This window comes from Acinetobacter sp. GQ146, from assembly GCF_059758585.1.
In genome coordinates this window covers 124,689-147,969 of sequence record NZ_JCAXDV010000009.1, presented here as the reverse complement: position 1 = coordinate 147,969, position 23,281 = coordinate 124,689, and the positions used below count along the sequence as shown (strand labels likewise).

At 41.9% G+C, this 23,281-nt stretch carries 27 protein-coding genes; 8 read left to right on the top strand and 19 right to left on the bottom strand.

Annotation, left to right across the window (positions count from 1 at the left end; genetic code table 11):
- Positions 1-287 precede the first annotated feature (287 nt).
- On the top strand, positions 288-1,673 hold the full coding sequence (locus tag AC6CHI_RS14330) for a DUF1214 domain-containing protein (protein ID WP_498122072.1): 1,386 nt from the start codon (positions 288-290) through the stop codon (positions 1,671-1,673).
- Between the two features lie 401 nt (positions 1,674-2,074).
- On the opposite strand, the gene AC6CHI_RS14325 is transcribed toward AC6CHI_RS14330, so the two are convergent.
- The 9 genes from AC6CHI_RS14325 to rplM form a co-directional block, all read right to left on the bottom strand.
- Positions 2,075-2,482 carry a roadblock/LC7 domain-containing protein gene (locus AC6CHI_RS14325; protein ID WP_498122070.1) on the bottom strand — a complete coding sequence of 136 codons (408 nt, stop codon included), beginning with the start codon at positions 2,480-2,482 and terminating at the stop codon, positions 2,075-2,077.
- 18 nt (positions 2,483-2,500) lie between these two features.
- Positions 2,501-3,049: a GTP-binding protein gene (locus tag AC6CHI_RS14320; protein ID WP_458893304.1), complete on the bottom strand. Its 549-nt coding sequence runs from the start codon at positions 3,047-3,049 to the stop codon at positions 2,501-2,503.
- 9 nt (positions 3,050-3,058) lie between these two features.
- Complete coding sequence (locus AC6CHI_RS14315; RefSeq protein WP_498122068.1) at positions 3,059-4,027, bottom strand: hypothetical protein; 969 nt, start codon at positions 4,025-4,027, stop codon at positions 3,059-3,061.
- Between the two features lie 87 nt (positions 4,028-4,114).
- Positions 4,115-4,474 carry a roadblock/LC7 domain-containing protein gene (locus AC6CHI_RS14310; RefSeq protein WP_458893302.1) on the bottom strand — a complete coding sequence of 120 codons (360 nt, stop codon included), beginning with the start codon at positions 4,472-4,474 and terminating at the stop codon, positions 4,115-4,117.
- 390 nt (positions 4,475-4,864) lie between these two features.
- Positions 4,865-5,521 carry a hypothetical protein gene (locus tag AC6CHI_RS14305; RefSeq protein ID WP_498122066.1) on the bottom strand — a complete coding sequence of 219 codons (657 nt, stop codon included), beginning with the start codon at positions 5,519-5,521 and terminating at the stop codon, positions 4,865-4,867.
- Positions 5,522-5,538: 17 nt separating this feature from the next.
- Entirely contained in the window at positions 5,539-5,967 is a 429-nt protein-coding gene (locus AC6CHI_RS14300) for a ClpXP protease specificity-enhancing factor (protein WP_498122064.1), read from the bottom strand.
- Positions 5,968-5,981: 14 nt separating this feature from the next.
- A complete protein-coding gene (locus tag AC6CHI_RS14295; protein ID WP_498122062.1) occupies positions 5,982-6,632 on the bottom strand; it encodes a glutathione S-transferase N-terminal domain-containing protein in 651 nt (216 codons plus the stop codon).
- A gap of 189 nt (positions 6,633-6,821) precedes the next feature.
- On the bottom strand, positions 6,822-7,208 hold the full coding sequence (gene rpsI, locus AC6CHI_RS14290; RefSeq protein ID WP_068974925.1) for a 30S ribosomal protein S9: 387 nt from the start codon (positions 7,206-7,208) through the stop codon (positions 6,822-6,824).
- Positions 7,209-7,220: 12 nt separating this feature from the next.
- Positions 7,221-7,649 (bottom strand): 50S ribosomal protein L13, encoded by a 429-nt coding sequence (gene rplM, locus AC6CHI_RS14285; protein WP_004695096.1) that lies wholly within the window; start codon positions 7,647-7,649, stop codon positions 7,221-7,223.
- A 522-nt stretch (positions 7,650-8,171) separates the two neighbouring features.
- On the opposite strand from rplM, the gene pdxA reads away from it, so the two are divergent.
- From pdxA to AC6CHI_RS14270, 3 genes are read left to right on the top strand one after another with little or no spacing between them, the layout of a single operon-like run.
- A complete protein-coding gene (gene pdxA / locus AC6CHI_RS14280) occupies positions 8,172-9,140 on the top strand; it encodes a 4-hydroxythreonine-4-phosphate dehydrogenase PdxA (RefSeq protein WP_498122060.1) in 969 nt (322 codons plus the stop codon).
- A 34-nt stretch (positions 9,141-9,174) separates the two neighbouring features.
- Positions 9,175-9,984, top strand: a complete 810-nt coding sequence (gene rsmA, locus AC6CHI_RS14275) for a 16S rRNA (adenine(1518)-N(6)/adenine(1519)-N(6))-dimethyltransferase RsmA (protein WP_498122058.1) — start codon at positions 9,175-9,177, stop codon at positions 9,982-9,984.
- Positions 9,985-9,987: 3 nt separating this feature from the next.
- A complete protein-coding gene (locus tag AC6CHI_RS14270) occupies positions 9,988-10,827 on the top strand; it encodes a symmetrical bis(5'-nucleosyl)-tetraphosphatase (RefSeq protein WP_498122057.1) in 840 nt (279 codons plus the stop codon).
- Between the two features lie 439 nt (positions 10,828-11,266).
- Here the strand turns inward: AC6CHI_RS14270 and AC6CHI_RS14265 are convergent, their stop codons facing one another.
- The 6 genes from AC6CHI_RS14265 to AC6CHI_RS14240 form a co-directional block, all read right to left on the bottom strand.
- On the bottom strand, positions 11,267-11,719 hold the full coding sequence (locus AC6CHI_RS14265; RefSeq protein ID WP_498122055.1) for a DUF2147 domain-containing protein: 453 nt from the start codon (positions 11,717-11,719) through the stop codon (positions 11,267-11,269).
- Positions 11,720-11,909: 190 nt separating this feature from the next.
- The gene (locus AC6CHI_RS14260) at positions 11,910-12,356 is read right to left on the bottom strand and encodes a DUF2147 domain-containing protein (RefSeq protein ID WP_498122082.1); all 447 of its coding nucleotides are present in this window, start codon (positions 12,354-12,356) and stop codon (positions 11,910-11,912) included.
- 93 nt (positions 12,357-12,449) lie between these two features.
- Positions 12,450-13,124, bottom strand: coding sequence for an LrgB family protein (locus AC6CHI_RS14255; protein ID WP_458893294.1), 675 nt, complete (start codon positions 13,122-13,124; stop codon positions 12,450-12,452).
- Positions 13,125-13,133: 9 nt separating this feature from the next.
- On the bottom strand, positions 13,134-13,505 hold the full coding sequence (locus AC6CHI_RS14250) for a hypothetical protein (RefSeq protein WP_498122054.1): 372 nt from the start codon (positions 13,503-13,505) through the stop codon (positions 13,134-13,136).
- 46 nt (positions 13,506-13,551) lie between these two features.
- Positions 13,552-14,883: a ribosome rescue GTPase HflX gene (gene hflX, locus AC6CHI_RS14245; RefSeq protein ID WP_498122053.1), complete on the bottom strand. Its 1,332-nt coding sequence runs from the start codon at positions 14,881-14,883 to the stop codon at positions 13,552-13,554.
- Between the two features lie 69 nt (positions 14,884-14,952).
- On the bottom strand, positions 14,953-15,093 hold the full coding sequence (locus AC6CHI_RS14240; protein WP_498122051.1) for a hypothetical protein: 141 nt from the start codon (positions 15,091-15,093) through the stop codon (positions 14,953-14,955).
- Positions 15,094-15,278: 185 nt separating this feature from the next.
- Here AC6CHI_RS14240 and AC6CHI_RS14235 point away from each other — a divergent pair, with 185 nt between their 5' ends.
- Positions 15,279-16,112, top strand: coding sequence for a lysophospholipid acyltransferase family protein (locus tag AC6CHI_RS14235; protein ID WP_458893290.1), 834 nt, complete (start codon positions 15,279-15,281; stop codon positions 16,110-16,112).
- Positions 16,113-16,132: 20 nt separating this feature from the next.
- On the opposite strand, the gene AC6CHI_RS14230 is transcribed toward AC6CHI_RS14235, so the two are convergent.
- Positions 16,133-17,761, bottom strand: a complete 1,629-nt coding sequence (locus AC6CHI_RS14230) for a phospholipase D family protein (protein ID WP_498122050.1) — start codon at positions 17,759-17,761, stop codon at positions 16,133-16,135.
- A gap of 99 nt (positions 17,762-17,860) precedes the next feature.
- Between AC6CHI_RS14230 and AC6CHI_RS14225 the strand changes: the two genes are divergently transcribed.
- A complete protein-coding gene (locus AC6CHI_RS14225; RefSeq protein WP_498122049.1) occupies positions 17,861-18,874 on the top strand; it encodes a metallophosphoesterase in 1,014 nt (337 codons plus the stop codon).
- 112 nt (positions 18,875-18,986) lie between these two features.
- On the opposite strand, the gene AC6CHI_RS14220 is transcribed toward AC6CHI_RS14225, so the two are convergent.
- A complete protein-coding gene (locus AC6CHI_RS14220; RefSeq protein WP_498122047.1) occupies positions 18,987-20,297 on the bottom strand; it encodes an MFS transporter in 1,311 nt (436 codons plus the stop codon).
- Between the two features lie 145 nt (positions 20,298-20,442).
- Positions 20,443-21,084: a PAQR family membrane homeostasis protein TrhA gene (trhA, locus tag AC6CHI_RS14215; RefSeq protein ID WP_458893286.1), complete on the bottom strand. Its 642-nt coding sequence runs from the start codon at positions 21,082-21,084 to the stop codon at positions 20,443-20,445.
- Positions 21,085-21,185: 101 nt separating this feature from the next.
- On the opposite strand from trhA, the gene AC6CHI_RS14210 reads away from it, so the two are divergent.
- The gene (locus AC6CHI_RS14210; RefSeq protein WP_498122046.1) at positions 21,186-22,409 is read left to right on the top strand and encodes a class I SAM-dependent methyltransferase; all 1,224 of its coding nucleotides are present in this window, start codon (positions 21,186-21,188) and stop codon (positions 22,407-22,409) included.
- A gap of 32 nt (positions 22,410-22,441) precedes the next feature.
- Positions 22,442-22,882, top strand: coding sequence for a GNAT family N-acetyltransferase (locus tag AC6CHI_RS14205; protein WP_498122045.1), 441 nt, complete (start codon positions 22,442-22,444; stop codon positions 22,880-22,882).
- Positions 22,883-22,929: 47 nt separating this feature from the next.
- Here AC6CHI_RS14205 and AC6CHI_RS14200 read toward each other — a convergent pair whose 3' ends face one another.
- Complete coding sequence (locus AC6CHI_RS14200) at positions 22,930-23,187, bottom strand: hypothetical protein (RefSeq protein WP_498122044.1); 258 nt, start codon at positions 23,185-23,187, stop codon at positions 22,930-22,932.
- Positions 23,188-23,281 lie beyond the last annotated feature (94 nt).

Below are 23,281 nucleotides of genomic sequence, written 5' to 3'. Positions count from 1 at the left end.
AATAAGGAAATTAAGAAGAATTAAAATAAGATAAGCAATCCAATGGCTGTAAAAGTATCAATTAATCTTAGTAATGGCTTTATTTCTTGTTGTGTTTGGCCTGATTTTGGTCTTGACGCAAATATTGTGGTTTCATATGATGGTTGAAATATAATCAAAATAAGGTGCGAAATCAAAGTGGTCATAATGCATTATTATTTTGTTTGTATGGCAGTGATGCCCTAGAACTGTTGTTTTGCCTATCACCACATTGAACTCCCCCTAAAATGACAATAATAAGGAGCAATATGATGGGAAAACAATTCCTTTGGTTTATCGTATTTGTATGTCTGCAAGCTGGATATGCCTATGCCAGAGATTTCGATAATGAACGTCTAGATCGTCGTGCCTATGAATCAGCACTTTGGGGGCAGGCGATAGTGGCTGGTAATGAGATGATCGAGGGAGGGTTGGCTGCAGGTCAGAAGCTCAATCAAGTTGCCTTTTTCTCTCGTCCACCAAACTGGAAATTTCAGCAGCCAACACCGAACAATTCTACCTTGTACGTGCAATTAATTTATGATGTCAAGGCAGGGCCTGTGGTGGTTGAGATTCCACCAACCAAAGGATCTTACAGTGTTTTCGGAACATTTCTTGATGTTTGGCAACGACCTGTCGTGGATGTAGGTGCAGGTGGTGATGATAAGGGGCAAGGTGGTAAGTATTTTCTCTACAATAGCCGCGACCCTAAGATCAAGGTGCCTGACGGTTTTTTCCCGGTGCCACTTCAAACCTATCGAGGCTATGGAACATTCCGCGTTATTACTCCTGATCTTAAAGACAAGACCTTGGATGGTGCTGTTGATTACATTAAGAAAGGCTTTCAGCAGTATGCTTACGGCAGCAAGCAGCGACTCCCGCACATGGACATCTACAACAAGGAATATTCATCTTTATTTCCATGGGATCACACGTATTTTAAACGGCTTCAAAAAGTTATTAATTACGAAGAAGTGCGTGAAGAAGATAAGTATGCGATGGGCATGCTGAGTTCGATTGGAATTGAGCGTGGTGGTCGCTTCGAGCCAGACAAGAAGACTCAGGTCGAACTTGATGGTGTCATGAAACAGGTTCACGAGGAATTACAGCATCTTCTTCGGACGATTCCACCTCGTCGTTGGGGAGATAAGACTCAGTGGACGCAGCCAGTCGCAGATTCGATGATCTCGACGATGATGACCTATAAGGATGAGAATAAGGTCTACATAGATGATCGAGCTTTCACTTACTATACCTATATTTCTCCTCCGGTTAAGCTAGGATCATCTACAGCCTATCTCATGCTGACCAAAGATGCGGATGGAGAGCCGCTCAAGGGTGGAATGAATTATACGCTGACTGTCCCAGCAAATGTCCCAGCCAAGCAGTTCTGGTCAGTATTGGTTTATGATGTGGCGACTGCTTCCTATATTCGGAAAGCTGATCCGATTGGACTCGCCTCAACAGAGGAACCAAAGATGAATAAGGATGGCACCTACACGATTTACTTTGGTCCAAAGTCATTAAATAATGGGGTGAACTATTTGCCGACGGGTAATGCGGACAACTACTTTCTACTGTTCCGATTCTATGGTCCAGAAGAAGCTTATAACAATGGTAGTTGGATGCTAAATGATATGGTCAAGAAGCCTTGATCACAAGGGCAGAACAAGGGATTACAGCCGACCACTGATGCGTCGGCTGTATTTTTATCAAATATAATATATAGGCACAGAGTTTAGTTCTTGATGCAGATAAGGTTTTTACAAGGTATTGATTGTCTTTAATAAAACTTAATATTTTCTCTCAGCTAGCTGAAAGATAAAGCATTTATAAATTGGCTAAACATGAAAAAAGTTAGCTTATGATTTTGCAAAGATTTAATGCTATAAGCAGAGGGCTAGCATCAATATTTAGCTTGTCACGGATGTGATTCATTTTTAAAGCTTATGGCTGATGAAACCCTCTAGCATACAAGGTGCTATAAAATATGAAGAATTTTAAAGTTATCTCAGAATATCCTTTAGAGCATTTAAAAAATGCTCTAGGGTGTTTATCAGAAATTAGAGATTCTGCTACTGGCGGTTTTGAGTGAATAAAGCAATTGACCGAGCAAAACATCTTTTTCTGTTAGAGTTACAATAATGAGGGGGTGTTTACTCGAAGGAATAGAGGTGAGGATAGCTTTACCATTATCAGCATCTAGAGTAATAGACTGACAACCCTCTAAATGGATTTCATTCATAAATGCGGCAACCATGGCTAAAATGGAGCTGCTGACTGCTGCGAGTTTTGTACTGTTATAACCATCTTTTTTATGCACGTGCCCTAATTCGAAGCCATCTGTACTACAAAGCATAACGTAATTGACGCCACGAACATTCATGAGTAGATCTTGCATTTCCGCTTTGGCAAATTGAATTAACTCTTTGGGTGCAGTACGGCTTTGCTCTAAAGTAAACATATAAAACCTCTATGATGGTTAATTGGCAATATTGGAGTTAACTTCAATTGAAGTGATAAGGGCTTCTAGCAACAGTAAAACATCATCTTTTTTCCGAGCATCAATAAAAAACAATGGAGAAAACAGTTCGTTCTGCAATAACCAATCTTTATAAATACCCGTTGATGGTGATGTTTCGGAAACAAGGTCGGTATGTGTAATCCCAATGGCTATATTATCGGTGAAATTCTGAAAAGTATCCAAATAACTTTCTAATTCTTGGATTGGATTATCTGAATGGTGATCAATCAGAATGATTGCACCAATTGCCCCTTTGGTAATCGCTGACCAAATAAAATCAAAACGGCTTTGACCTGGTGTGCCATATAGCCCAATTTTTAGATTTTCATCTAGTGTGATCTCACCATAATCAATGCCTACCGTGGTTTCCATTTTAGTGTGGCGCTGTGAATCGGTATTAAATGCTTCCGTATGCAGGACTGGGATTTCTGATAGTGATTTAATTGCTTCAGTTTTACCTGCCCCCATGCCACCCGCAAATACAATCTTAAACCGTTGTAAAATCATAAAATATTCCTATATCCCTAATTTTTTTCTTAGCTTTCCAAAAAAGCTTTTAATCAAGCCCGTTTCTTCTGTTGTTTGAGCGGGTTCTGGTGGATTGTAATGTTTATCCCAGATATTGATTTTGGATAGATTATTCGTTGCAATATTGGCAGCGATAAATCGCTGTACGGTTTCTTGAGGTATATTCAGTTGAGTTGCGATTTTTGAAATTTTACCACCTTGAATAAAACAACTGGAAAGCTGAAAAATTACTTTTCGATCTTCCAGATGGTTGGGTTTTGGCCAACTATGGATCTTAAAGTGCCCATCTTCAGGGCAAAACTCATTTAAGAATAATGGTGAGTCCCAAAAAAATTGCCATAACCAGTCACTCATGATGTAGGCTTGTTTTCGTGAGACTTTCATAAAATTACTGGTAGTTGCCATGTCATAATCAAAGCCAGAATTCGTAAAGGCTTGTTCTCTTTCTGGATTCAACCAGACGATATTCTTCTGTACATCAATAATTGCGATGGTTCCTAAGCTATCAAACAGATGTAGCTTAGAATTGCGCTCTTTATCGAGCATTTTGCTGAAAAATTCTAATTTATAAGCCGTTTTTTTTGCGGGAGTTTCTGGTACGGGTTCACCATCTGAATCTTCAGTTGGTGTGTTCAGCAGATGATTGAGAATCCATTCAGACAGGCTTTCGTGATTTACTATGGGTAGAGATAAGGTGTTTTCTTGAATTAAATGATGATCAGGAACATGCTTAGATATTTTCAACCACGGAAATTTTCGGCTTTGCAGGATTTTTTGAATGCCGTCCGTTTCATAAAAATTTTCATGAATAAATAAGCAGTCAATTGTTGGGTCTGCTGCAGTACTCCATTTAATTTTATACTCTTGTGGAATGAGATTACGTAGCTGGGTTTTAAGCTCTTCAGAATGATGAAGACTTAAGCCAGTTATCGCAATATTAAGATATTGCTCAGTCATGCTATCTCTATCTATCTAACAAGTTAATCATCACAATGGTTCAAAATGCCCCCTTTCCAGCATTAATCAGAAAAGGGGGCGGAGATATTAAGCAAAGTCGAGTTCTTTTTCATAGCTCTTGAGTTCATGGCGCGCCATTGCAAGATTTGCTTTAGAGCGTTCGAGAACAAGATAGAGGAATAGTTTGTCATTGCCTTCTAGAGGTCGGATGAGGTGATATTGTTTCCCTAGGGTAATTAAAATATCTTCAATGGTGTCGTTTAATTTAAGCGCTTGGGCAACACGACGCTTTGAACGAACCACTTCGGTATTGCCTGCCGCTGCAAGTTCGAGGTCTAGATCCCCACCGCCTTGGGTTGCCAATGCTAAACCGCTTTCTCCATCCACTAATGCCGCTGCATGGAAACCATCAATATTTGATAATGCCTCTAATGATACTCTAGCCATATTGATTCTCTTATGTTTTTTTGGTTATTGGATTAGTTTGACTTGCTTTTAAAGTCAATTTGATTATATGGATAGGCTAAAAAAAATCGCAACTTAAATTATTTTTGGTGCTAGGGCAGTGTGATAATTTTGGAATATATCTGATTGTTACACTCAACTTTAGTGTGATCAGTATCTCAATATATACATGGAAATATGAATAAGCATATAGATGTGAGTGTCATATTATGACGTTGTTAAAAATGTAACATTATGTAAAATTTAACGATGGTTCAAAATTAATAGAGGGTGGAAAATAGAGTTTTGAGGACAGGAGTATTATTTTAACTTATTGTTTTTATTTTATAAAAGTGAAGATGATCGTGATTTAACCATCTTCACCGATTAATCTTAGCTAAACATTTGAGTCGCTGCAGAATAGAGCACCCAAAGAATAGCTAAAGCAACGACTGGTTCTACAATTTTAGCCCAAGTTGGGGTCGTGGCCTGCTCTGCTTGTGTTTCTACATGTTCATGATGATCGGCTGTATTTTGATGAACCATTTGATTAAACTCCTTCATAGTCTCTTCTAATGATATCTCTTCTTCAGGCATCGGTTTAGAGCCTTTAAGCTCTGTTAGTTCGTTTATTGACCAGACCCAATCAGCGGCCTGACCTGATAAATGTTCGACTTGACCGGTAATTAGTTCACGTAATCCTTTTACCCCATAGTTGCCTGTATCATCAAGCTGTTTTAATTCTGCAAGTTGTAATGAGAGTACTTCGGTAATGGCCTGTTCAAATTCAGATCTGCTAAGCGTTGAATGGTTTTGTTCGGAAGTGGTCAGGTGTCGGGCAATATCGATAACATATAATTGATCTTGAGATTGGATCTCTTGATAGAGTTTATTTTCATCTTTGCGCCATAAGGTAATGAGTTTACCTAAACTGAGCGTGTTAATTTCTAATAGATGTGATTTACGTTCAATGGGATCATATTGTTTCAGAAGCTCAGGCTTTTGAATGTAAATTTGCTCTGCAAAATATTGGACTAAGTCAAAAGCCATTATTACTTCCTCTTGTTTTAATCTAATAACCTCAAGCTTGGCTTTTTCTTGGGTTGTTCATTGTTTTGTTCAGGTTCTGATTTTAAATCATCTTGCTGGATTTGAACATTTTCATATTCATTTGGATCAAAAAATAAACCTTGACCATTCTCACGCGCATAAATGCCTAAGACTGCATATAGTGGCACATAAATATCGCGAGATACACCACCAAAACGTGCAGAAAAGGTAATTGCATCATTGCTCATATGCAGTTGGTGTACGGCATGCGGGACAATATTAAGTACGATTTGCCCATCCTGAATAAACTGTTCAGGCACCCGAGTATTGGGTTGTATGGCATCGACTAACAGATAGGGGGTGAGATTGTTGTCGCAAATCCATTCATAGATGGCACGAGCTAAATACGGGCGAGTGGGAGAAAGGGTGATTTCCTGTTCAGACATTATCCATTACTCAGTTAAATAGAAAGAAGCTTGCTATAGCGGTTTTTCTCCTGCATGGTCAAAGATTTGACGAAGGCAGGTCGCTGAAAAATACGTTGACGATACAGGAGTATCGGACGACATAATTTGTGGGGTAACTCAATCCCCATAACATCTAACCGTAAAAAAATTGGGGCTAACATGCAATCTAAAATTGTAAAGTTATCCGACATAAAATAGGGGTAGTGCTGAAATAGTGGGGTGAGTGAAATCAGGGTATCGCGTAGTTTTTTTTGGGCTTTATGCTGTTCAGCCTTATTTAAGGTGTCGGGATGACGCAACATAATATCAGCCAATTTTAGCCAGTCTTGTTCAAAGCGCCAAATATATTGGCGTTGCTCTGCACGTGGGGCTGGTGCATCGGCATAGAGTTTATTCTGCCGATAACGGTCATCAAGGTATTCGGAAATAATATTGGTATTGAATAGCTTGAGATCATTTTCAATCAGCATTGGCAGTTGATGATAAGGGTTGAGACTGGCCAAATCTTCATCATCATAATCCAGCAGAATTAAGTTAAATTTAATTTGCTTCTCGGCAAGGACGTAACGAATCCAATGGGAGCGAAAATCATCTGCATGACTATAAAGTGTAATTCCTTGGAGTGGCGTATTTTCGACAGACATAAATCCCACAAAACCGAGTGAATAATTGGAAAAAGTTTGGCATAAGCACAAGTCTTATGGCTTGGCTAAGATGATACCATTTTTGTGCTACTGCGGGGATTGAAAGTGTGTTGCAGTAATGCGATTGAATTTTTTGCAATAAAAAAGCCTTGGATAAACCAAGGCTTTTTGTCCGATTCGGTAAACGAATTAACGTTTAGAGAATTGAGGACGTTTACGAGCTTTACGTAAACCAAGTTTCTTACGTTCAACTTCACGGGCATCACGAGTTACGAAACCAGCTTGACGAAGAGCAGGTTTTAAAGTTTCGTCAGCAGCGATCAATGCACGAGTAATACCGTGACGGATAGCGCCAGCTTGACCACCGATACCACCACCAGCAACAGTGATGTAAAGGTCATATTTTTCAGTAGCTTCAAGAAGCTCTAAAGGTTGACGAACAACCATACGAGCAGTTTCACGACCGAAATATTGCTCAAGAGTACGGTTGTTGATTACGAGTTTGCCAGTACCAGCAGATAGGAAAACACGTGCAGTTGCGGTCTTACGGCGACCTGTACCATAATTAGTAGCCATGTGCTGTATCCCTTAGATGTCCAAAACTTGTGGCTGTTGAGCAGCGTGTGGATGCTCAGTACCTGCATACACTTTCATTTTCTTGATCATTGCATAACCAAGAGGACCTTTTGGTAACATACCTTTAACAGCTTTTTCTAAAACTGCTTCAGGTTTGTGAGCGATTAACTTTTCAAAGTTAGTCTCACGGATACCACCAGGGAAGCCAGTGTGGCGATAGTATTTTTTATCAAGCGCTTTTTTACCAGTCACTTGAATTTCTTCAGCATTGATAACAACGATGTAATCGCCAGTGTCAACGTGAGGAGTATAAGAAGTCTTGTGCTTACCGCGTAGACGACGAGCGATTTCAGTCGCAAGGCGACCTAAAGTTTTGCCAGAAGCATCAACAACGTACCAGTCGTGTTGAACTTCAGCAGGCTTAGCGCTGAGAGTTTTCATTTAAACCACTACCTATTATAGTTGGTTTGGACTATGGAATCTGTCCAAACAAAAGGATACGCGATTCTAAACGAATCTGTTCAGAATCACAAATGAAAATATAAATTTCAAGCGCTGTATTATAAGGAAGGCCTTTATCTTTGACCAGTGTTTTTTTAAGCAATTTGCGGGTTTCCTGATTTTGACCTCAATATTTAGCCTCGGGAAATCAACTTTATTTAAAATTAAATAAAAACAATAATATAGGTTGATCACTATTTTAAAATCGAATCTGAGCATTTCGGTTGCTGGTTGTGCTGGCGCTCATCTGTGATGCCTCCAAACTTGTCTCCATGCATTTATGCTGTCTGATTTAAAGGTTTAGGCGGCGCTCAGCATCATTTTTTGCATTTAAAAAAATTTATAATGGCTATCTCGCTGACTTGAAGTAGTACTTTTCTGAATAAATAGAATCAGCAACGGTATTTGCTGCATAAATTCAGTAAAATGATGTTATTCAAAAAGTGGTGCTATAGGTGAATCATGCTTCCGTTATATGTCACAAGTGGTGAACCCGCTGGAATTGGTCCAGATATTTGTTTAAGTCTGGCACACCGCGTGGATGAACGTCCCATTGTCGTCTTGGCGGATCTGAATTTACTGCAGCAACGTGCGGCTATGCTCAATCTCGACGTGGAATTGATGGCTTATACGGGGCAACAGCAATCCTCAGCGTCTGGGCAGCTTTATGTAGAACATGTTCCTGTGCATGAGCCTGTGCGGCAGGGAGAGTTGAATCCAAAAAATTCTGCCTATGTGCTGGAACAACTCAGACGTTCGGCCGACTATGCGATGTCTGGTCGTAGCGTGGGTGTTGCCACTGCGCCAGTACAAAAATCCGTGATTAATGATGCCGGCATTCATTTTAGTGGTCATACCGAGTATTACCAAGAGTTTGCGGGCGTAGAGCGTGTGGTGATGATGCTGGCGACCAAAACCTTACGTGTGGCACTGGTCACAACGCATTTACCGCTTAGACAAGTTGCCGATGCAATTACTGCACAGCGTCTTCATCAGGTGATTGATATTTTGCTGCATGATTTGCAAAGCAAATTTAAGATTGCCGATCCCAATATTTTGGTGTGCGGCTTAAATCCGCATGCTGGTGAAGGGGGCTATTTGGGTATGGAAGAAATTGAGACGATTAATCCTGTATTGGAGAGTTATCGTGCTCAGGGCATTCGCATGAGTTTAAGTCTTCCTGCCGACACGCTATTTACCCCTGAAAACCTGCAAGATGCTGATGCGGTTTTAGCAATGTATCACGATCAAGGTTTACCTGTGTTAAAATCGCAGGGCTTTGGTGAAGCTATCAACATTACTTTGGGCTTACCTTTTATTCGTACTTCAGTCGATCATGGCACCGCACTCTCCCTCGCAGGCACAGGACAAGCGAAAAGTTCAAGCTTGCATGTGGCTGTGGATTTGGCCTTAGATTTGGCTCGCCACTGATTTACTTCATTCAATCTCACGTTGGAAATGTTTTATGTATCAAATTAATGCGCTTAACCCGAAAGAAGAAGGGCATCAGGCTCGTAAACGGTTTGGTCAAAACTTTTTGCATGATCAACGTGTCATTGCGAAAATTGTACGTTCGGTGAATCCTCGTACCGGTGATAATATTGTTGAAATTGGTCCGGGTTTGGCCGCACTGACCTCGCCTTTAATTGGTGAGTGTGATGCCCTGACTGTCGTTGAACTAGACCGAGATTTAGCCGCGGGATTGCCTGGGCGTGTACCTCATCCAGAGCGTTTGACCATTGTAGAAACCGATGCGCTGAAATACGACTTTACCGAGCTATTTGAAGAAGGTCGTCCACTGCGAGTGGTGGGGAACTTACCTTATAATATTTCGACGCCTTTATTGTTCCATCTCTTGGAATTTGGCGAAAAAATTAAAGACATGCACTTTATGTTGCAAAAGGAAGTGGTTGACCGTATTACGGCTTCGCCAAATAGCAAAGAATATGGCCGTTTATCTGTCATGATTCAATATTACTGCAAGCCAACCTTCTTATTTGAAGTCCCACCTGGATCGTTTAATCCACCCCCTAAAGTAACTTCTGCAGTGTTCCGTTTGGAACCTTATGCAACGAAGCCGATTATTGCCAAAGATGAAAAAGCTTTAGCTCGCTTGGTGGCGCACGTATTTACCCAGCGTCGTAAAACCTTGCGTAATAGCCTTAAAGGCATGTTGCGTGAAGATGGCTTTGAGCTGGCGGGGGTTGACCCGATGGCACGTCCGGAAACCTTGAGTTTGGAAAAGTTTGTCGCATTGGCAGATCAAATGGTGTAATCAATGGCACGCTACAATTATGTGATTGGTGATCTTCAAGGTTGTTTTGAGGCCTTGAAAGATTTACTTAAAGCCATTCAATTTGATCCGGATCAGGATTTTATCTGGTTTTCGGGTGATCTGGTGGCTCGTGGTGAAAACTCGATTGGCGCATTACGTTTTGTCAAAAAACTGGTGGAACGCGGTTCAGCGGCAACAGTATTGGGCAATCATGATTTAACCCTTTTGGCTGGCGCACGTGGGTTAAAGAAAATTAAAGATAAAGATCGTACTCGGGATGTGATTGATGCGATTGATAGCGATGATTTGATTGAGTGGTTACGTAAACAGCCATTGTGCTTATTTCCGAATGAGCACACCATTTTGACGCATGCGGGCATTCCATGTATTTGGTCTGCTGAACAAACAGCACGCTTAGCCAAAGAAGTTGAAGCCGTGATTGGGCATGAAGATTATGCCGTGATGGATGCTTTTTTAGCGGAGATGTATGGTACGCAACCTGATCTATGGGCGGATGATTTAACGGGTCATGCACGCTTACGCTGTATTACCAATTATTTAACCCGAATGCGCTTAACCGATGCTGAAGGGCGCTTAGAGTTTAGTTTTAAAGATGCTTTGGAAGACCCAATGCCAGCAGGTTTTCAACCTTGGTTCGAATTTGACTCTCTGGCAGCCCAAACACATCAGATTATTTTTGGTCACTGGGCTGCATTACAAGGTAAAACCGTGCAGCCGAATATGCAGAATGTTGATGGTGGATGTGTCTGGGGCAATCAATTGATGGCTTACCGCTTAGAAGATCAGCAACTGTTTGCTGTCGATAATCCGCTAATGGACTGATCAAAAAGCCACGGTTTCGTGGCTTTTTTTATGCTTAAAACACGCTAGGTTGGGTTGCCTCCAAAAGTAGAGGCTCCATTTAAGCACCCTGTTAATCAGCAGGTTCCAGAGTATTCAGCAGCCCAGAGATTCGAGCTTAGGGTCAGTATCTATAGGCGGTTTTGCCTGATAGCTTGGATAAAAACTCAATGGGGTACAATTATTGAAGCTATGGCGTATTGTCCAGATGCGATATTTTTGATGGATCAGAAATCATGGAGATGCTTCGGTTGCTATAGGAATACGTGAATAAGCTCTTTTCAATGCAGTAATGGAAAAGATGGTTGAGATCCAATTTTTTGATTTGATTATTTTAGATATTGGGGGGTGTTTCGACTTACTTGATCTTGGTTGTTGCTGTGGATTGAGCTCGGTTCGCTCAATCCAGATACGCACGCAATTATTCGATTCTTAACCATGTTTGGTTACGCCCTAGAGCAGAAACGCCCATATAGGCACGCAAAGACAGGCGTTTTCCAGTTGCATTGAGCTTCATTTTGGCATCATAGAATTTACCCGATAGCGGATCAATCACGCGGCCTTTTTCATAATTGCTGGTTCCTTCTACTTGTTTTAAGCCTTTCAGGATTTCCATGCCGAGAATGGGCTGATTGGTATACGGAGCTGGGCAATTGTTACAACGTTCACGCGGGGTATAACCCGGACGCGGAGTGATTTTGACAATTTTGCCAGTATAGGTACTGTTGGATTCTTTACGAATTTCAATCACTGCCTTGGGTGAACCTGTTTTGTCGTCAATCTGCTGCCAAGTGCCTGAAATATCTTGGGCTAAAGCTGCTGAACTGGCGATGACTAAACCTGTGAAAAAACTAAAAGAGATGATTGTTTTCATGTATTCCCTGTAAATGTGAAACCTTATACATTTTTATATCGCTGGGATATGCGTGGAAACTTTAGCGTGTATAACTGCGAAAATGTTCAAATTTGGTAAACTACAGAGTCAGCTTGCTTGAATGTTGCAGATGAAAAATTGAATCATAAAAAAACCGCCTGAGAGAGGCGGTTTGATCTTTTTGGATGGTTTATTCTTGACGAATCCAAGTTTGGCTACGGCCAAGAGCCGATACACCCACATAACCGCGAAGGGTTAAACGTTTGCCATTGGCACTCATTTTGGCTTTGGTGCTATAAATTTTACCTGAAAGTGGGTCAATGATTTTACCACCAGTATAGTTTTGACCATCTTCATGTTTTAAACCTTTAAGCACATCCATGCCCAAAATAGGTTTGTTGGTATAAGGTGCAGGACAGTTCATACAAGTATCTTTGGGAGTGTAACCAGGTCGTGGCGTAATTTTCACGACTTTAGCGGTGTACGTTCCATTTGTTTCTTGACGGATTTCTAAAACCGCTTTTGATGAGCCTGTTTTATCATCAATATTTTTCCAGACTCCAGAAATATCATCCGCAAAAGTCATACTACTCAACGCAGAGATAACAAGTGCACTGATAAATTTAGCTTTCCCCATCATAAATTCCCTTTTTTGCTGATTCATAGTCTAAACCCAAACTATCTTAGGACCGTTTTCTATGCAACACAATCCTTTAAAGTGATTTGTTAGTCACATTTTTTGCAAGTAAAGTATGAAAGTTGGCAGCCAAATTGCGGTGAAAACCGCATTAACGGCCATGCCAAAAGCAGCATAACGCCCCGCGACACTGCCACGTTGCCAAGCCTGAGCAGTACCAATCGCATGTGCTGCCAAGCCTAGCGCCAATCCTGAAGCGCGTTCATCGTTAATATGTCTTAAAATAATAGGGGAGAAGGCTGCGCCAATGACTCCAGACAGAATCACAATCAGAATGACTAAGGTGACTGGTGCGTGCAATAAAGTGGCAATATTAATGGCGATAGGCGTGGTGACTGCTCGGGTGGCAAAAGCCATAATGGTTGAATCTGCCATATGCAGCAAATAGGCTAAGCCCATAGGCAATGCAACCGCACTGATGCTGGCAAATACGAGAATGCTGACAATGGCTTTGGGGGGCAGGTCGTCATAACGCATGGCGGCCAGAGGAATGGCCAGTGCGACGGTGACATAACCGAGTAAGTGGCTGAACAGGGCATTGGTTTGGCTCATATAGGCTTCATACGGAATCCCCAATACCAACAATAAGCCAATAATAAAGAACATCCCGATGACAATCACAGGGACTTGAGGAATGCGTTTATTAATCGGCTTGGCACATAAATACGCCACAAGGGTAATCAGAAATCCCGATAAAATTGCGATCATGTGCTTTTCCTATAACCAGTGCTTTGCCATTTTGGCGTAGATCCATAATGGAATTAGAGTGCTGACAACAAGCACCATCAGAAAGAGCGGAATTTCACTTCCCATATGTACCAGCATCAGTAATGAGCCTGCACTAATCGGTAAAAAAGCGAAGGCACTTTCTTTCATGATTTTATTGTTGGTATCTACTAGACGGGGTGGAACTTTGCGAAATTTCCGCCAAATGAGGAGCAGGACGAGTAAGCTAATCAGCCCCACCAAATTACCCAACTCAGGATGGTTGAATTGTGCCATGAGCCATACTGCACATTCACGGAATCCTACAATTAGAGTAAGCGTTCCCAACCATGCTGGCCAGTCGAAGGTTTTTATCCAATCCATGATTTATCATTACAGTTAAAATTTTACTTATCACGTTTTAACCGATTTAGGGTTTGATTTCAAACTCCTCCAGAGTTCTCTGAAATATAGCAGCTTGTTCCCCAAGCACTTCGTTTAGCGGTAAATGCGCTTGTCGAATCAGTTGTTCTAATTTGGACGGAGCAATTTTAACGGTTAAGTGAAGATTGCCTGCATCATCATAATGTTCCGTTTGAATCACATTGAGGGTATAAAGTTGGGTGCGGAATTTGCCGTAGTGTGGCTTCAGCACTAAATTAAAAGTCTGAATTTGTCTCATGAGACATTCATGCACCGCTTGTTGCAGCAACTCAATCCCTTGCCCCGTATGTGCTGAAACATAAACGCGTTCAGGCAGGTTGGGTTGGGAGTACATGATTTTGGCATCTTCACCACTTTGATCGATTTTGTTATAGACCCTGAGTACTGGAACATCGGCGCCAATTTCTTTCAGGACTTTTTCAACGGCTTCAATCTGTTCCAGCATTTCGGGGCTGCTGGAGTCAATCACATGTAACAGCAAGGTTGCTTCCAGCGTTTCTTCTAGCGTGGCTTTGAAAGATTCGACTAAAGAGTGAGAAAGATTGCGGACAAAGCCAACCGTATCAGCTAACACAACCGTACCAATTCCTTCCCATGACAGGCGACGTAGGGTAGGGTCGAGTGTGGCAAAGAGCTGATCAGCAGCATAGACATCACTTTTGGCCAGTACGTTGAAGAGGGTGGACTTGCCTGCGTTGGTATACCCAACCAGTGAAACGGTGGGTACTGCGGCTTTTTGACGGGCAACACGACCTTGTAATCGTGTTTGACGGACTTTGTCTAGTTTGGCTTTTAACTGCCCCATGCGAATTTTTAACAGTCGGCGGTCGGTTTCCAGGAGGGTTTCACCTGGACCTCGTAAACCGATGCCACCTTTTTGACTGTCTAAGGTACCGCGACTACGGATTAAACGAGAGGATAAATGTTGGAGCTGGGCTAACTCGACTTGTAACTTACCTTCAAAGGTTCGCGCACGTTGCGCAAAAATATCCAGAATCAGTTCATTTCGATCCACTACACGGCATTTTAAAATTTGTTCTAAATTACGAGCTTGGGCAGGCGTCAGGGCATGATCGAAGATGACCAAATCCGCTTCATGTTCGCTGACCAGTTCGGCAATTTCTTCCGCTTTGCCTGAACCAATAAACAGCTTGGCATCTGGTTTAATTCGTTGTGCATGGACATGAGCCAATATCTCTGCACCTGCAGATTGTGCCAACAAATTGAATTCTTCGGCATCAAGATCTTCCAGCATTTGCACAGAAACACTGACCAAGATAATTCTTTCACCACCTTGATGTCGTTTTAAATTTGCCACTCAGCCGCTTCTCCGCTTTAAAACTTTATTCTAGTGGAAAAAGGGCTGAGATGCTTGAGATTAGTCGATTTATAATGTTGCTGCGAATAATTTAGCAAACAGAATGATGACGGCGAAATACAAAATACTGAAGCCAATGATCATTTGCAGTACATGTATCCAGTGATGATGATGTGATTTAGATTTACGAGGTGGGGTATGAGTATGCATATGGCTCACCTATGGATCCTACTGTTTATAAATTCATCATAATCAAGTTGTCATACGAATGAAAATTGGATTTTGTAATGCTTAGATTCGGTTTTTATAATCAGTGCAAGCATGGATTGAACAGTATAGAATGGTCAAAGTGAACTCAAAATATTGACACTGTTTTGCTGGTTAGTAATAAATTTATGAAAGAAAATTCACCTGCTCCAACCTCTTCATTAAATCCAATTTCTAAGTTTTTTTTGTACGGGCGTAAGCTTGGTGCTGGCTTGGGCGTTGTTTCTGAAGGTTTTTATTTGGTTGCTCGTCATGGTTTATATAAAGACCCGAACAATGCCAATAACACGCGTTATGTACAATATTTTTGTCGCCAACTCTGCAAGGTTTTTAATATCGAGGTTGAGGTGCATGGTCAGATTCCGCATGAACCAGCCTTATGGGTCAGCAATCATATTTCGTGGTTGGATATTGCAGTGTTGGGTTCAGGAGCGCGGGTCTTTTTTTTAGCCAAAGCCGAAATTGAAAAGTGGCCGGTGTTTGGTAAATTGGCGAAAGCCGGTGGGACTTTATTTATTAAACGTGGCTCGGGTGACTCAATCAAAATTCGTGAACAGATTGCGACCTTTCTGAAACAAGACATTCCCGTGCTATTTTTTCCTGAAGCCACAACTTCGGATGGCACCCGCATTAAAAAAATTCATGGACGAATTTTAGGTGCTGCGATTGAAGCACAACGCCCCGTGCAAATCTGTGTGATTTGCTATGTCAATCAGCAGGGTGAATTAGATCTGGTGGCGCCGTTTGTTGGCGAGGTGACTTTCATTGATCATGTGAAAAATGTGCTGGAAATGCCGAAAGTCACAGCACATTTATTGATCCTACCTTCGATTGCGACGCAAGGTCATAGCCTTGAAAGTTTAACTGCGATGGTGCAACGGGACATGATCAAGGGTTTAGCCCAATTACATCAACGGGTTTTGCACTCCACTGAGGCTTTATCTAACAGCGCTTTAGTTTAAGCGCTGCCCAAATATTGGCATTACATAAAGCCTTCTACAGGCAGCCATGAAATAAATTTTACCCCGGCTTTGTGCCACCATTTCATTTTGGGTTCTTGGGTGTAGATTTTGACTTCGCCGTTACGATGTGTGAGCTGCCAATTGATTTTATTATTGGCATCTAACACCAGTTTATAGGCATATTTGGACAGGTTTTGATCCATTGTTTCGTGCACAGCTTTGGCTAAAGGTGGACTATTGAGGATCACACCGATTTCAGTATTGAGATAAGCCGAACGCGGGTCAAAATTAAAAGAACCGATAAAGACTTGGCTTTCATCAATGGCCAGCATTTTGGCATGTAGACTGGAACGACTTAAACCTCTTAAGCTGATTTTGGCTTTTTTCGACAGCTCTTCTGTATTGTGATACAGGTTTTCCTGTTCCGGAGCTGCTAGAAATTCATAGACTTGTACACCATTTTCCAGCAGGCCTTGTCGGTATTTACCATAAAAAGCATGGACTAAAGCAACGTCATTGGCGATAAATGAATTGGTCAAGACACGAACCTGAACCCCTTTTTGCGAAATTTTCTCTAGAACATCGGCCCCTTTGGTTTCTGGTACAAAGTAGGCCGAAACAATATCCAGACTTTCATTTGGGGCTTCTAGATGTGAAATGAGTTGGTGATTTAAATAGTCTTCAGGCGCAGCTTTATCGCGTGTTTTGTTCGGAGAGTCTTTTACCACTTCTGCTTTGACCCAGTCGAACTGAATACTGTGATTGAGCCATTCTTCAAAAGCATGCGAGCGATTGGCCAAATCGAGATAATTTTGTACAGTGACATCTGCATAGTGATCATTCACTTGCTGCTTAAGTCCCTCATAACGCAGGGTGTATTTTTTTGGATCGACAATTTGATTGACTGGGTAAGCATAGGCATCATTCCAGTATTCATTAAATGAAGATGCAATGTCATCCGCAGCAGTTCCCACTAACATGACATCAACATCAGAGAACTGGTAATGATCACTGACATTGTAGTATTGATTGCTCATGTTGCGTCCGCCAATCAGTGCAATCTGATTGTCGGCAATAAAGCTCTTGTTGTGCATGCGGCGATTCACACGCTTGAGGTCGAGCAGAATGTCCATGGCACGTAAGTCACGAAAGCCATAGGGATTGTATAGTTTGACATCAATATTACGATGCTGAGCCAGTGCCAGATAGACGCCTTCCATTTTGCCAGCGTTATTGTCATCAATCAGCATGCGCACTTTAACACCGCGGTCTGCCGCTTGAATAATGGCATGTAGCGCAATCGCGCCAATCTTGTCGTTGTCCCAAATATAATATTGTAAATCGAGGGTTTTTTCGGCACGTTCAATTAAATGAATACGCGCAGCCATCGCTTCCAAAGGATCGTTCAGGACATGAAAACCCGTAAGGTTGGGGTTTTGTTCACGTAATGGGGTGATAATTTTGGCTAAAGATGTATGAGATGTGTCAATATCAAATGAATTGACCACAGGTTGTGGCGTATATTGAGGAAGAGTCGAGCAGGCTGGTAAGCCCAATAATAGGCTGCTACAAAGCAATAGTCCTGCTTTCGAGTAGGTTTTCTTCTTGATGACAGACTGACGTTGCACAACGTGATTGCTCGGACCCATTATACTCTTGCACTATAATAGCTAGATTAAGTTTGAGTATAATAGTCAGCTATGAAAAGATAAATATAAATAGATAATTAGTAACTGGTACAGTGAGTAATGATATTGACAACTGACTCCATGATTTTCATTTTTTATGGAAGTTTCGTGCTCATCACCCTTTGGGCGATTGCACAGGCATGGCATAGCCAGTCGCATACTGAAACTATCCATCCGTTTAAAGCTTTTGTGCATTTACTCGCCTTTTATTTGTCTTATTTATTGTGGCCGTTGGTTATATTTAGCCTCTATGCAGGTTGGAGTGGTTATTACTCGTTGCATGAAGCTGGTTTTGTATTCTTGCTTAGTCTGGTGTTGATTTATGCCAGATTTATCGAGCCGCATTGTGTGCAAGTTAAAACCACTCAATATCAACTGGATGCAGGGTCTCGCATTCAGAAACCCGTGAAAATCGCCCTAATTGCAGATTTACATATTGGTCTATTTTCTGGACATGAGCGACAACTCAAAATTATTGTGGAAAAAGTGAACCGGCAACAACCTGATTTGGTGGTGGTGGCAGGCGATTGGACTTATGAACCTGAAGATACGCTGGCGGATGAACTGGCACCGTTGAAAAATATTCAGGCGCCTGTGTATTCTGTCTATGGCAACCACGATGAACAGTATCCAGGCCCACCAATTCAGGCTTTGCTCAGTCACGCCTTAAGTGTGAATGAGGTTATTGATATTGAAGGGCAGATTGTCGAGTTTGAAGAATTTCGTTTAATTGGGGTGGGTGACTTATGGGCCGGCAAGGCAGACATGCGTTATATGCCCGACTTACCTCAAGATAAGCCATGGGTGATTCTTTCACATAACCCAGATACCGTTGATATGGTACCTAAACTTCCGAATCGTCCGTTAATGCTTTCGGGACATACCCATGGTGGGCAAGTAGAATTACCTTGGTTAACTGATTATGTCATGAAGAAAGTGTCAATTTTAGGGCATAAAAAAGGACTTTATAACCATGAACATGCCGATGTCTTTGTGACAGTAGGTACAGGCATGGTCGGTGTCCCTTTTCGGTTTCGTGTCCCACCGACCATTGATATTATTGAATTGGTTTAAGCTCCAATAGCGTAAAGTCTTTGCTTTACCGGCATCAAAAAGCCCCTCAAACAGTGTGAAGTTTGAGGGGCTTTTTGTCGTTGCAGTTTTTTCTTATCGGGTGTGACAGGAATTACACTTGATTGTTTACATCGTCATTTTTAGTTTCACGAATGGCGAGGAAAGCCAAAAGGGACAAGATTGAGGCTGCTGTTAAGTAATAACCTACCGCATATAAGCCGTAAGTTGTGGCTAATTTAGTGGCAATCAGTGGAGCAAAAGAAGCGCCAAAAATACCAGCCAAGTTAAAGGTTAAGGCCGAACCGGTATAGCGAACCGAGGTGGGGAAAATTTCAGACAATACTGTTCCAATTGGGCCATAGGTCAGTCCCATAATCGCCAGACCTGTACACAGGAATAAGAACACCACGAAGGTATTACCTGATTCCAACATACTAGAGAAGACCAAGCCAAATAATGCAGAAAGTACGCAAACCGCAATTGAGGTGGTTTTACGTCCGAACTTTTCAGCCAATACTGCAGAAAGTGGAATAAAGGCCGCAAAACACAGGGTGGCGACCAGTTGTAATTCTAAAAATTCTGCACGGGAATAACCGAGTTTGGTGGTTCCCCAGTTGAGTGCAAACACGGTAGTCAGATAGAACACTACAAAGGTACAAATCGCGGCAATGGTGCCTAAAACCAGCATAGGCAGATGCTTGGTCATGACCTCTTTGAATGGCACATTGACTTCTTTTTGTTTATCCAGCACCTTTTGGAATGCTGGTGTTTCGTGCAGTTTAAGACGAATCCAAAGACCCACAATCACGAGAATGGCACTGGCAATAAACGGAATGCGCCAACCCCATTGCATAAAGTCTTGTTCAGACATGAATGCACCGAGCGTTAGGAACGAGCCCGTCGCTAGAATAAACCCGATTGGCGCGCCAAGTTGTGGAAACATGCCATACCAAGCGCGTTTGCCTTCAGGTGCATTTTCGGTGGCCAATAATACGGCACCAGACCATTCACCACCTAAACCCAGTCCTTGCCCTAAACGGCACAACGCTAATAATAACGGTGCGACAATCCCAATTTGGGCATAGGTAGGTAATAAACCGATACAGACGGTCGAAATCCCCATCGTCAATAAAGCCGCGACTAAAGTGGCTTTGCGTCCAATACGGTCACCCAGATGTCCAAACAATGCCGCACCAATTGGGCGGGCAATGAAGGCAATCGCAAAAGTGGCGAGGGATTGAATCGTCGCCGTCATCGGATCTGTGCTTGCAGGGAAGAACAGATGTGGAAAAATAATGACAGCAGCAGTGGCATAAATATAAAAATCGAAGAATTCGATCGTCGTACCAACCAAACTTGCGGTAAGTACACGGAATTTAGAATTCGTTGCTACTTCTAATGTAGCTGTAGTTGATGACGCCATAGAGAACCTTACACTTACTAAAATTAAAAAAAACTTAGTTTTAAAAGCGTAATCTTTTTAAAAAAGGCGTAATTTCTTAAAAAAACGACGGAAAATCTGACTTACATCTACTCGTTTAGGGTCACTAAAACTCGAGAGAAGCAGATTAAATCACGTACAGATAGATCGCGAGGAAGTGTGATCCAGCGCCTATCAGTACAAATACATGCCAGATCGCATGGGTATATCTTACCCGTTTTAACGCATAAAACAATGCACCAACGGTATAAGCTAGCCCGCCCAAGACTAACCAAAATTGAGCTTCAGCAGATAAATAACGTTGCATATCATCAATTAACAGTACTGCCAACCAGCCCATAACTAAGTAGGCGATGAGGGAAATTTTCTGAAAGCGATGTATGAAAATTAATTTGAATAGTGTTCCAATTAGTGCGATCACCCACAGTGCGATTAAGAGCTTATGGGCTTTATCGGTCGGGATGGCAATGGAAAGAAAAGGGGTGTAGGTGCCGGCAATCAGATAATAAATGGCGGTATGGTCCAGTTTTTTAAGCCAAAACCGTTTTTCATAGCTTTGAGCCATATGATATAAACTGGAACCCGTAAAGAGCAGAATCATACTCAAACCATACACCCAAAGACCAATCCATTGACCTGTGCTTAAGTAATGGCCTTTAATGACCAGCAAGATGGTTGCGATACAGGCGAGCACAGCCCCAAGCGCATGGCTCCAGACATTAAACTGCTCTTCAGTCGGATGATAATCTTGCACAGGTGGCGTGTTCATAATCGCTGTTTTTATTAAAAATACAAATGTATAGTAATTCAATTTTGCTTTTCGTGTAAGACGCTTTAAAATTTAGTCGCAAATTTGATTAGGTTTATACTATGTCTGACTCGACTTCTCCTTCTGCTCAGGAACAACAGTTTCTCGATACTGTGCAGCAAGCACTTGAAACACAAAGTTTTGATCGCTTAATTCTGAGCCAATATAAGGGAGAAATGCAGCAGTTAGAAAAAATGACTTTTCGGGTCATCGAGTTGCAACAGCAGCCTGTTTTAAATGTGCTTTATCGTTATAAAACCCAAGATGTCACTAAAAACTATCCTTTGACGGATGCTGTCCAGATCATTGCTCGTTATTTGAGTTGTTGTAAACAAGCAAATTTATTTACTGCGAATCAAGATGCGCAACTTAAACGCAATAAGAAAAAAGATTTATTGATACTGAGTCCCAAAACGGGAGCCAGTACAGATACACAACGTCCAGCGCAGGCGCATGATCGAACTAAGCATCGTTTTGTTGAGCAAGACAGCGTGTTCTTACAGCATTTAGGCATTACTGATGCGCAAGCGCAGATCATTCCGAGCATGGCGCGTAAATGGAAGCAGATTAATAAGTTTGTAGAAATTTTTTCCGGGGCACTGACGCAATTGTCAACGCAGGATCAAGCCTTGCGTGTGGTTGACTTTGGTTCGGGTAAAGGCTATTTGACCTTTGCTTTATATGACTATTTAGCCAAACATCAGCAAGTGCCCTTTGTCACAGGCGTGGAGTTGAACGAAAAGATGGTGCAGTTTTGCCAGCAGGTGGCACAGGCATCGGATTTTCAACAACTCGACTTTTTCCAAGGTGATGTCCGTACCTATCAACCTGAACGCCTTGATGTCATGATTGCCTTACATGCCTGTGATGTCGCCACGGATTTTGCCATTCATACCGGCATTCGCTTAAATGCCCAGATGATCATGTGCGCACCGTGCTGTCATAAGGAATTGCGTCCACAACTGAAAAGTCCCGAAGTGATTCAGCCGATGTTACAGTTTGGTATTCATGCGGGACAGCAGGCAGAAATGTTGACCGATACCATTCGGGCCTTACTGCTCAAAGCTTATGGCTATGAAACCAAGGTTTTCGAATTTGTGTCGTTGGAACATACCAGTAAAAATAAAATGATTTTAGCCACCAAGCGTGCAGACTTTGTTGCCCCTGATGCAGCGGTACTGGCTCAAATTGCAGCTTTAAAAAATATGTATGGCATTCAAAAGCATTCCTTGGAATTACTGTTAAATAATCAATGGGATCAGCGTGATATTGGTGCTAAGTGTTAAGTGGATTGAATCAAATGCCTGAGGATAGAAAGATGACCTTACAGATTCGCATGGGCACTTGGGCTGAAATGCAGCGCGATGCCAAACCGATTCGAACGCAAGTATTTATTCAGGAACAGCAGATTGCTGAGACCGATGAATGGGATGCACAGGATACGGTTTCCCAGCATTTTGTGGTGTATAACAATGAACAGGCGATTGCAACCGCCCGCTTATTGCCGAATCACAGTGTTGGCCGTGTGGCTGTAGTGGCGTCGCAACGTGGGCAGGGCATTGGTCAATTGTTGATGTTGGAAATTATCCAGCAAGCACAGAAACAACAGCGTCCTTTGTTGCAATTATCTTCCCAAGTGCATGCCATCGCATTTTACCAAAATTTGGGTTTCCACGTCTGTGGGAAAGAATATTTGGATTGCGGGATTCCGCATATTGACATGCAGCTGTCCTTGGCTGACAACAAGGTTAATCTTTAGCGGCTCAGCATAAAAAAGCCATCTTCTTGGAGATGGCGTTTTATTAATTAATGACCATGATGTGCGGTCGAGGCTGCGGATTCATTCATCGCAGCATGTTCTTCAGCACTCATGTCCATATTGTGCTCTACAGGAGCACTGCTGGCTTGAGCTTCACGTGCAAGCTTTTGTTTACCTGGCATATAGTCAGGTTCGTTCTGCATCGCTAAATAAAAAATAACCAGAAAAAGAATACTTAAAATCGTAGCAATAATGAGGGCTTTCCAACCCCATGGAGATTTTTCAGGAGAAGTATCTTCTGACATAACAATTAACCCAATGGATAAAAAAGAAACTGTTAAAAATTATGTAACTTTATAACATAAAATGTGATGAATGCAGACCAAATTTTATAAAAAG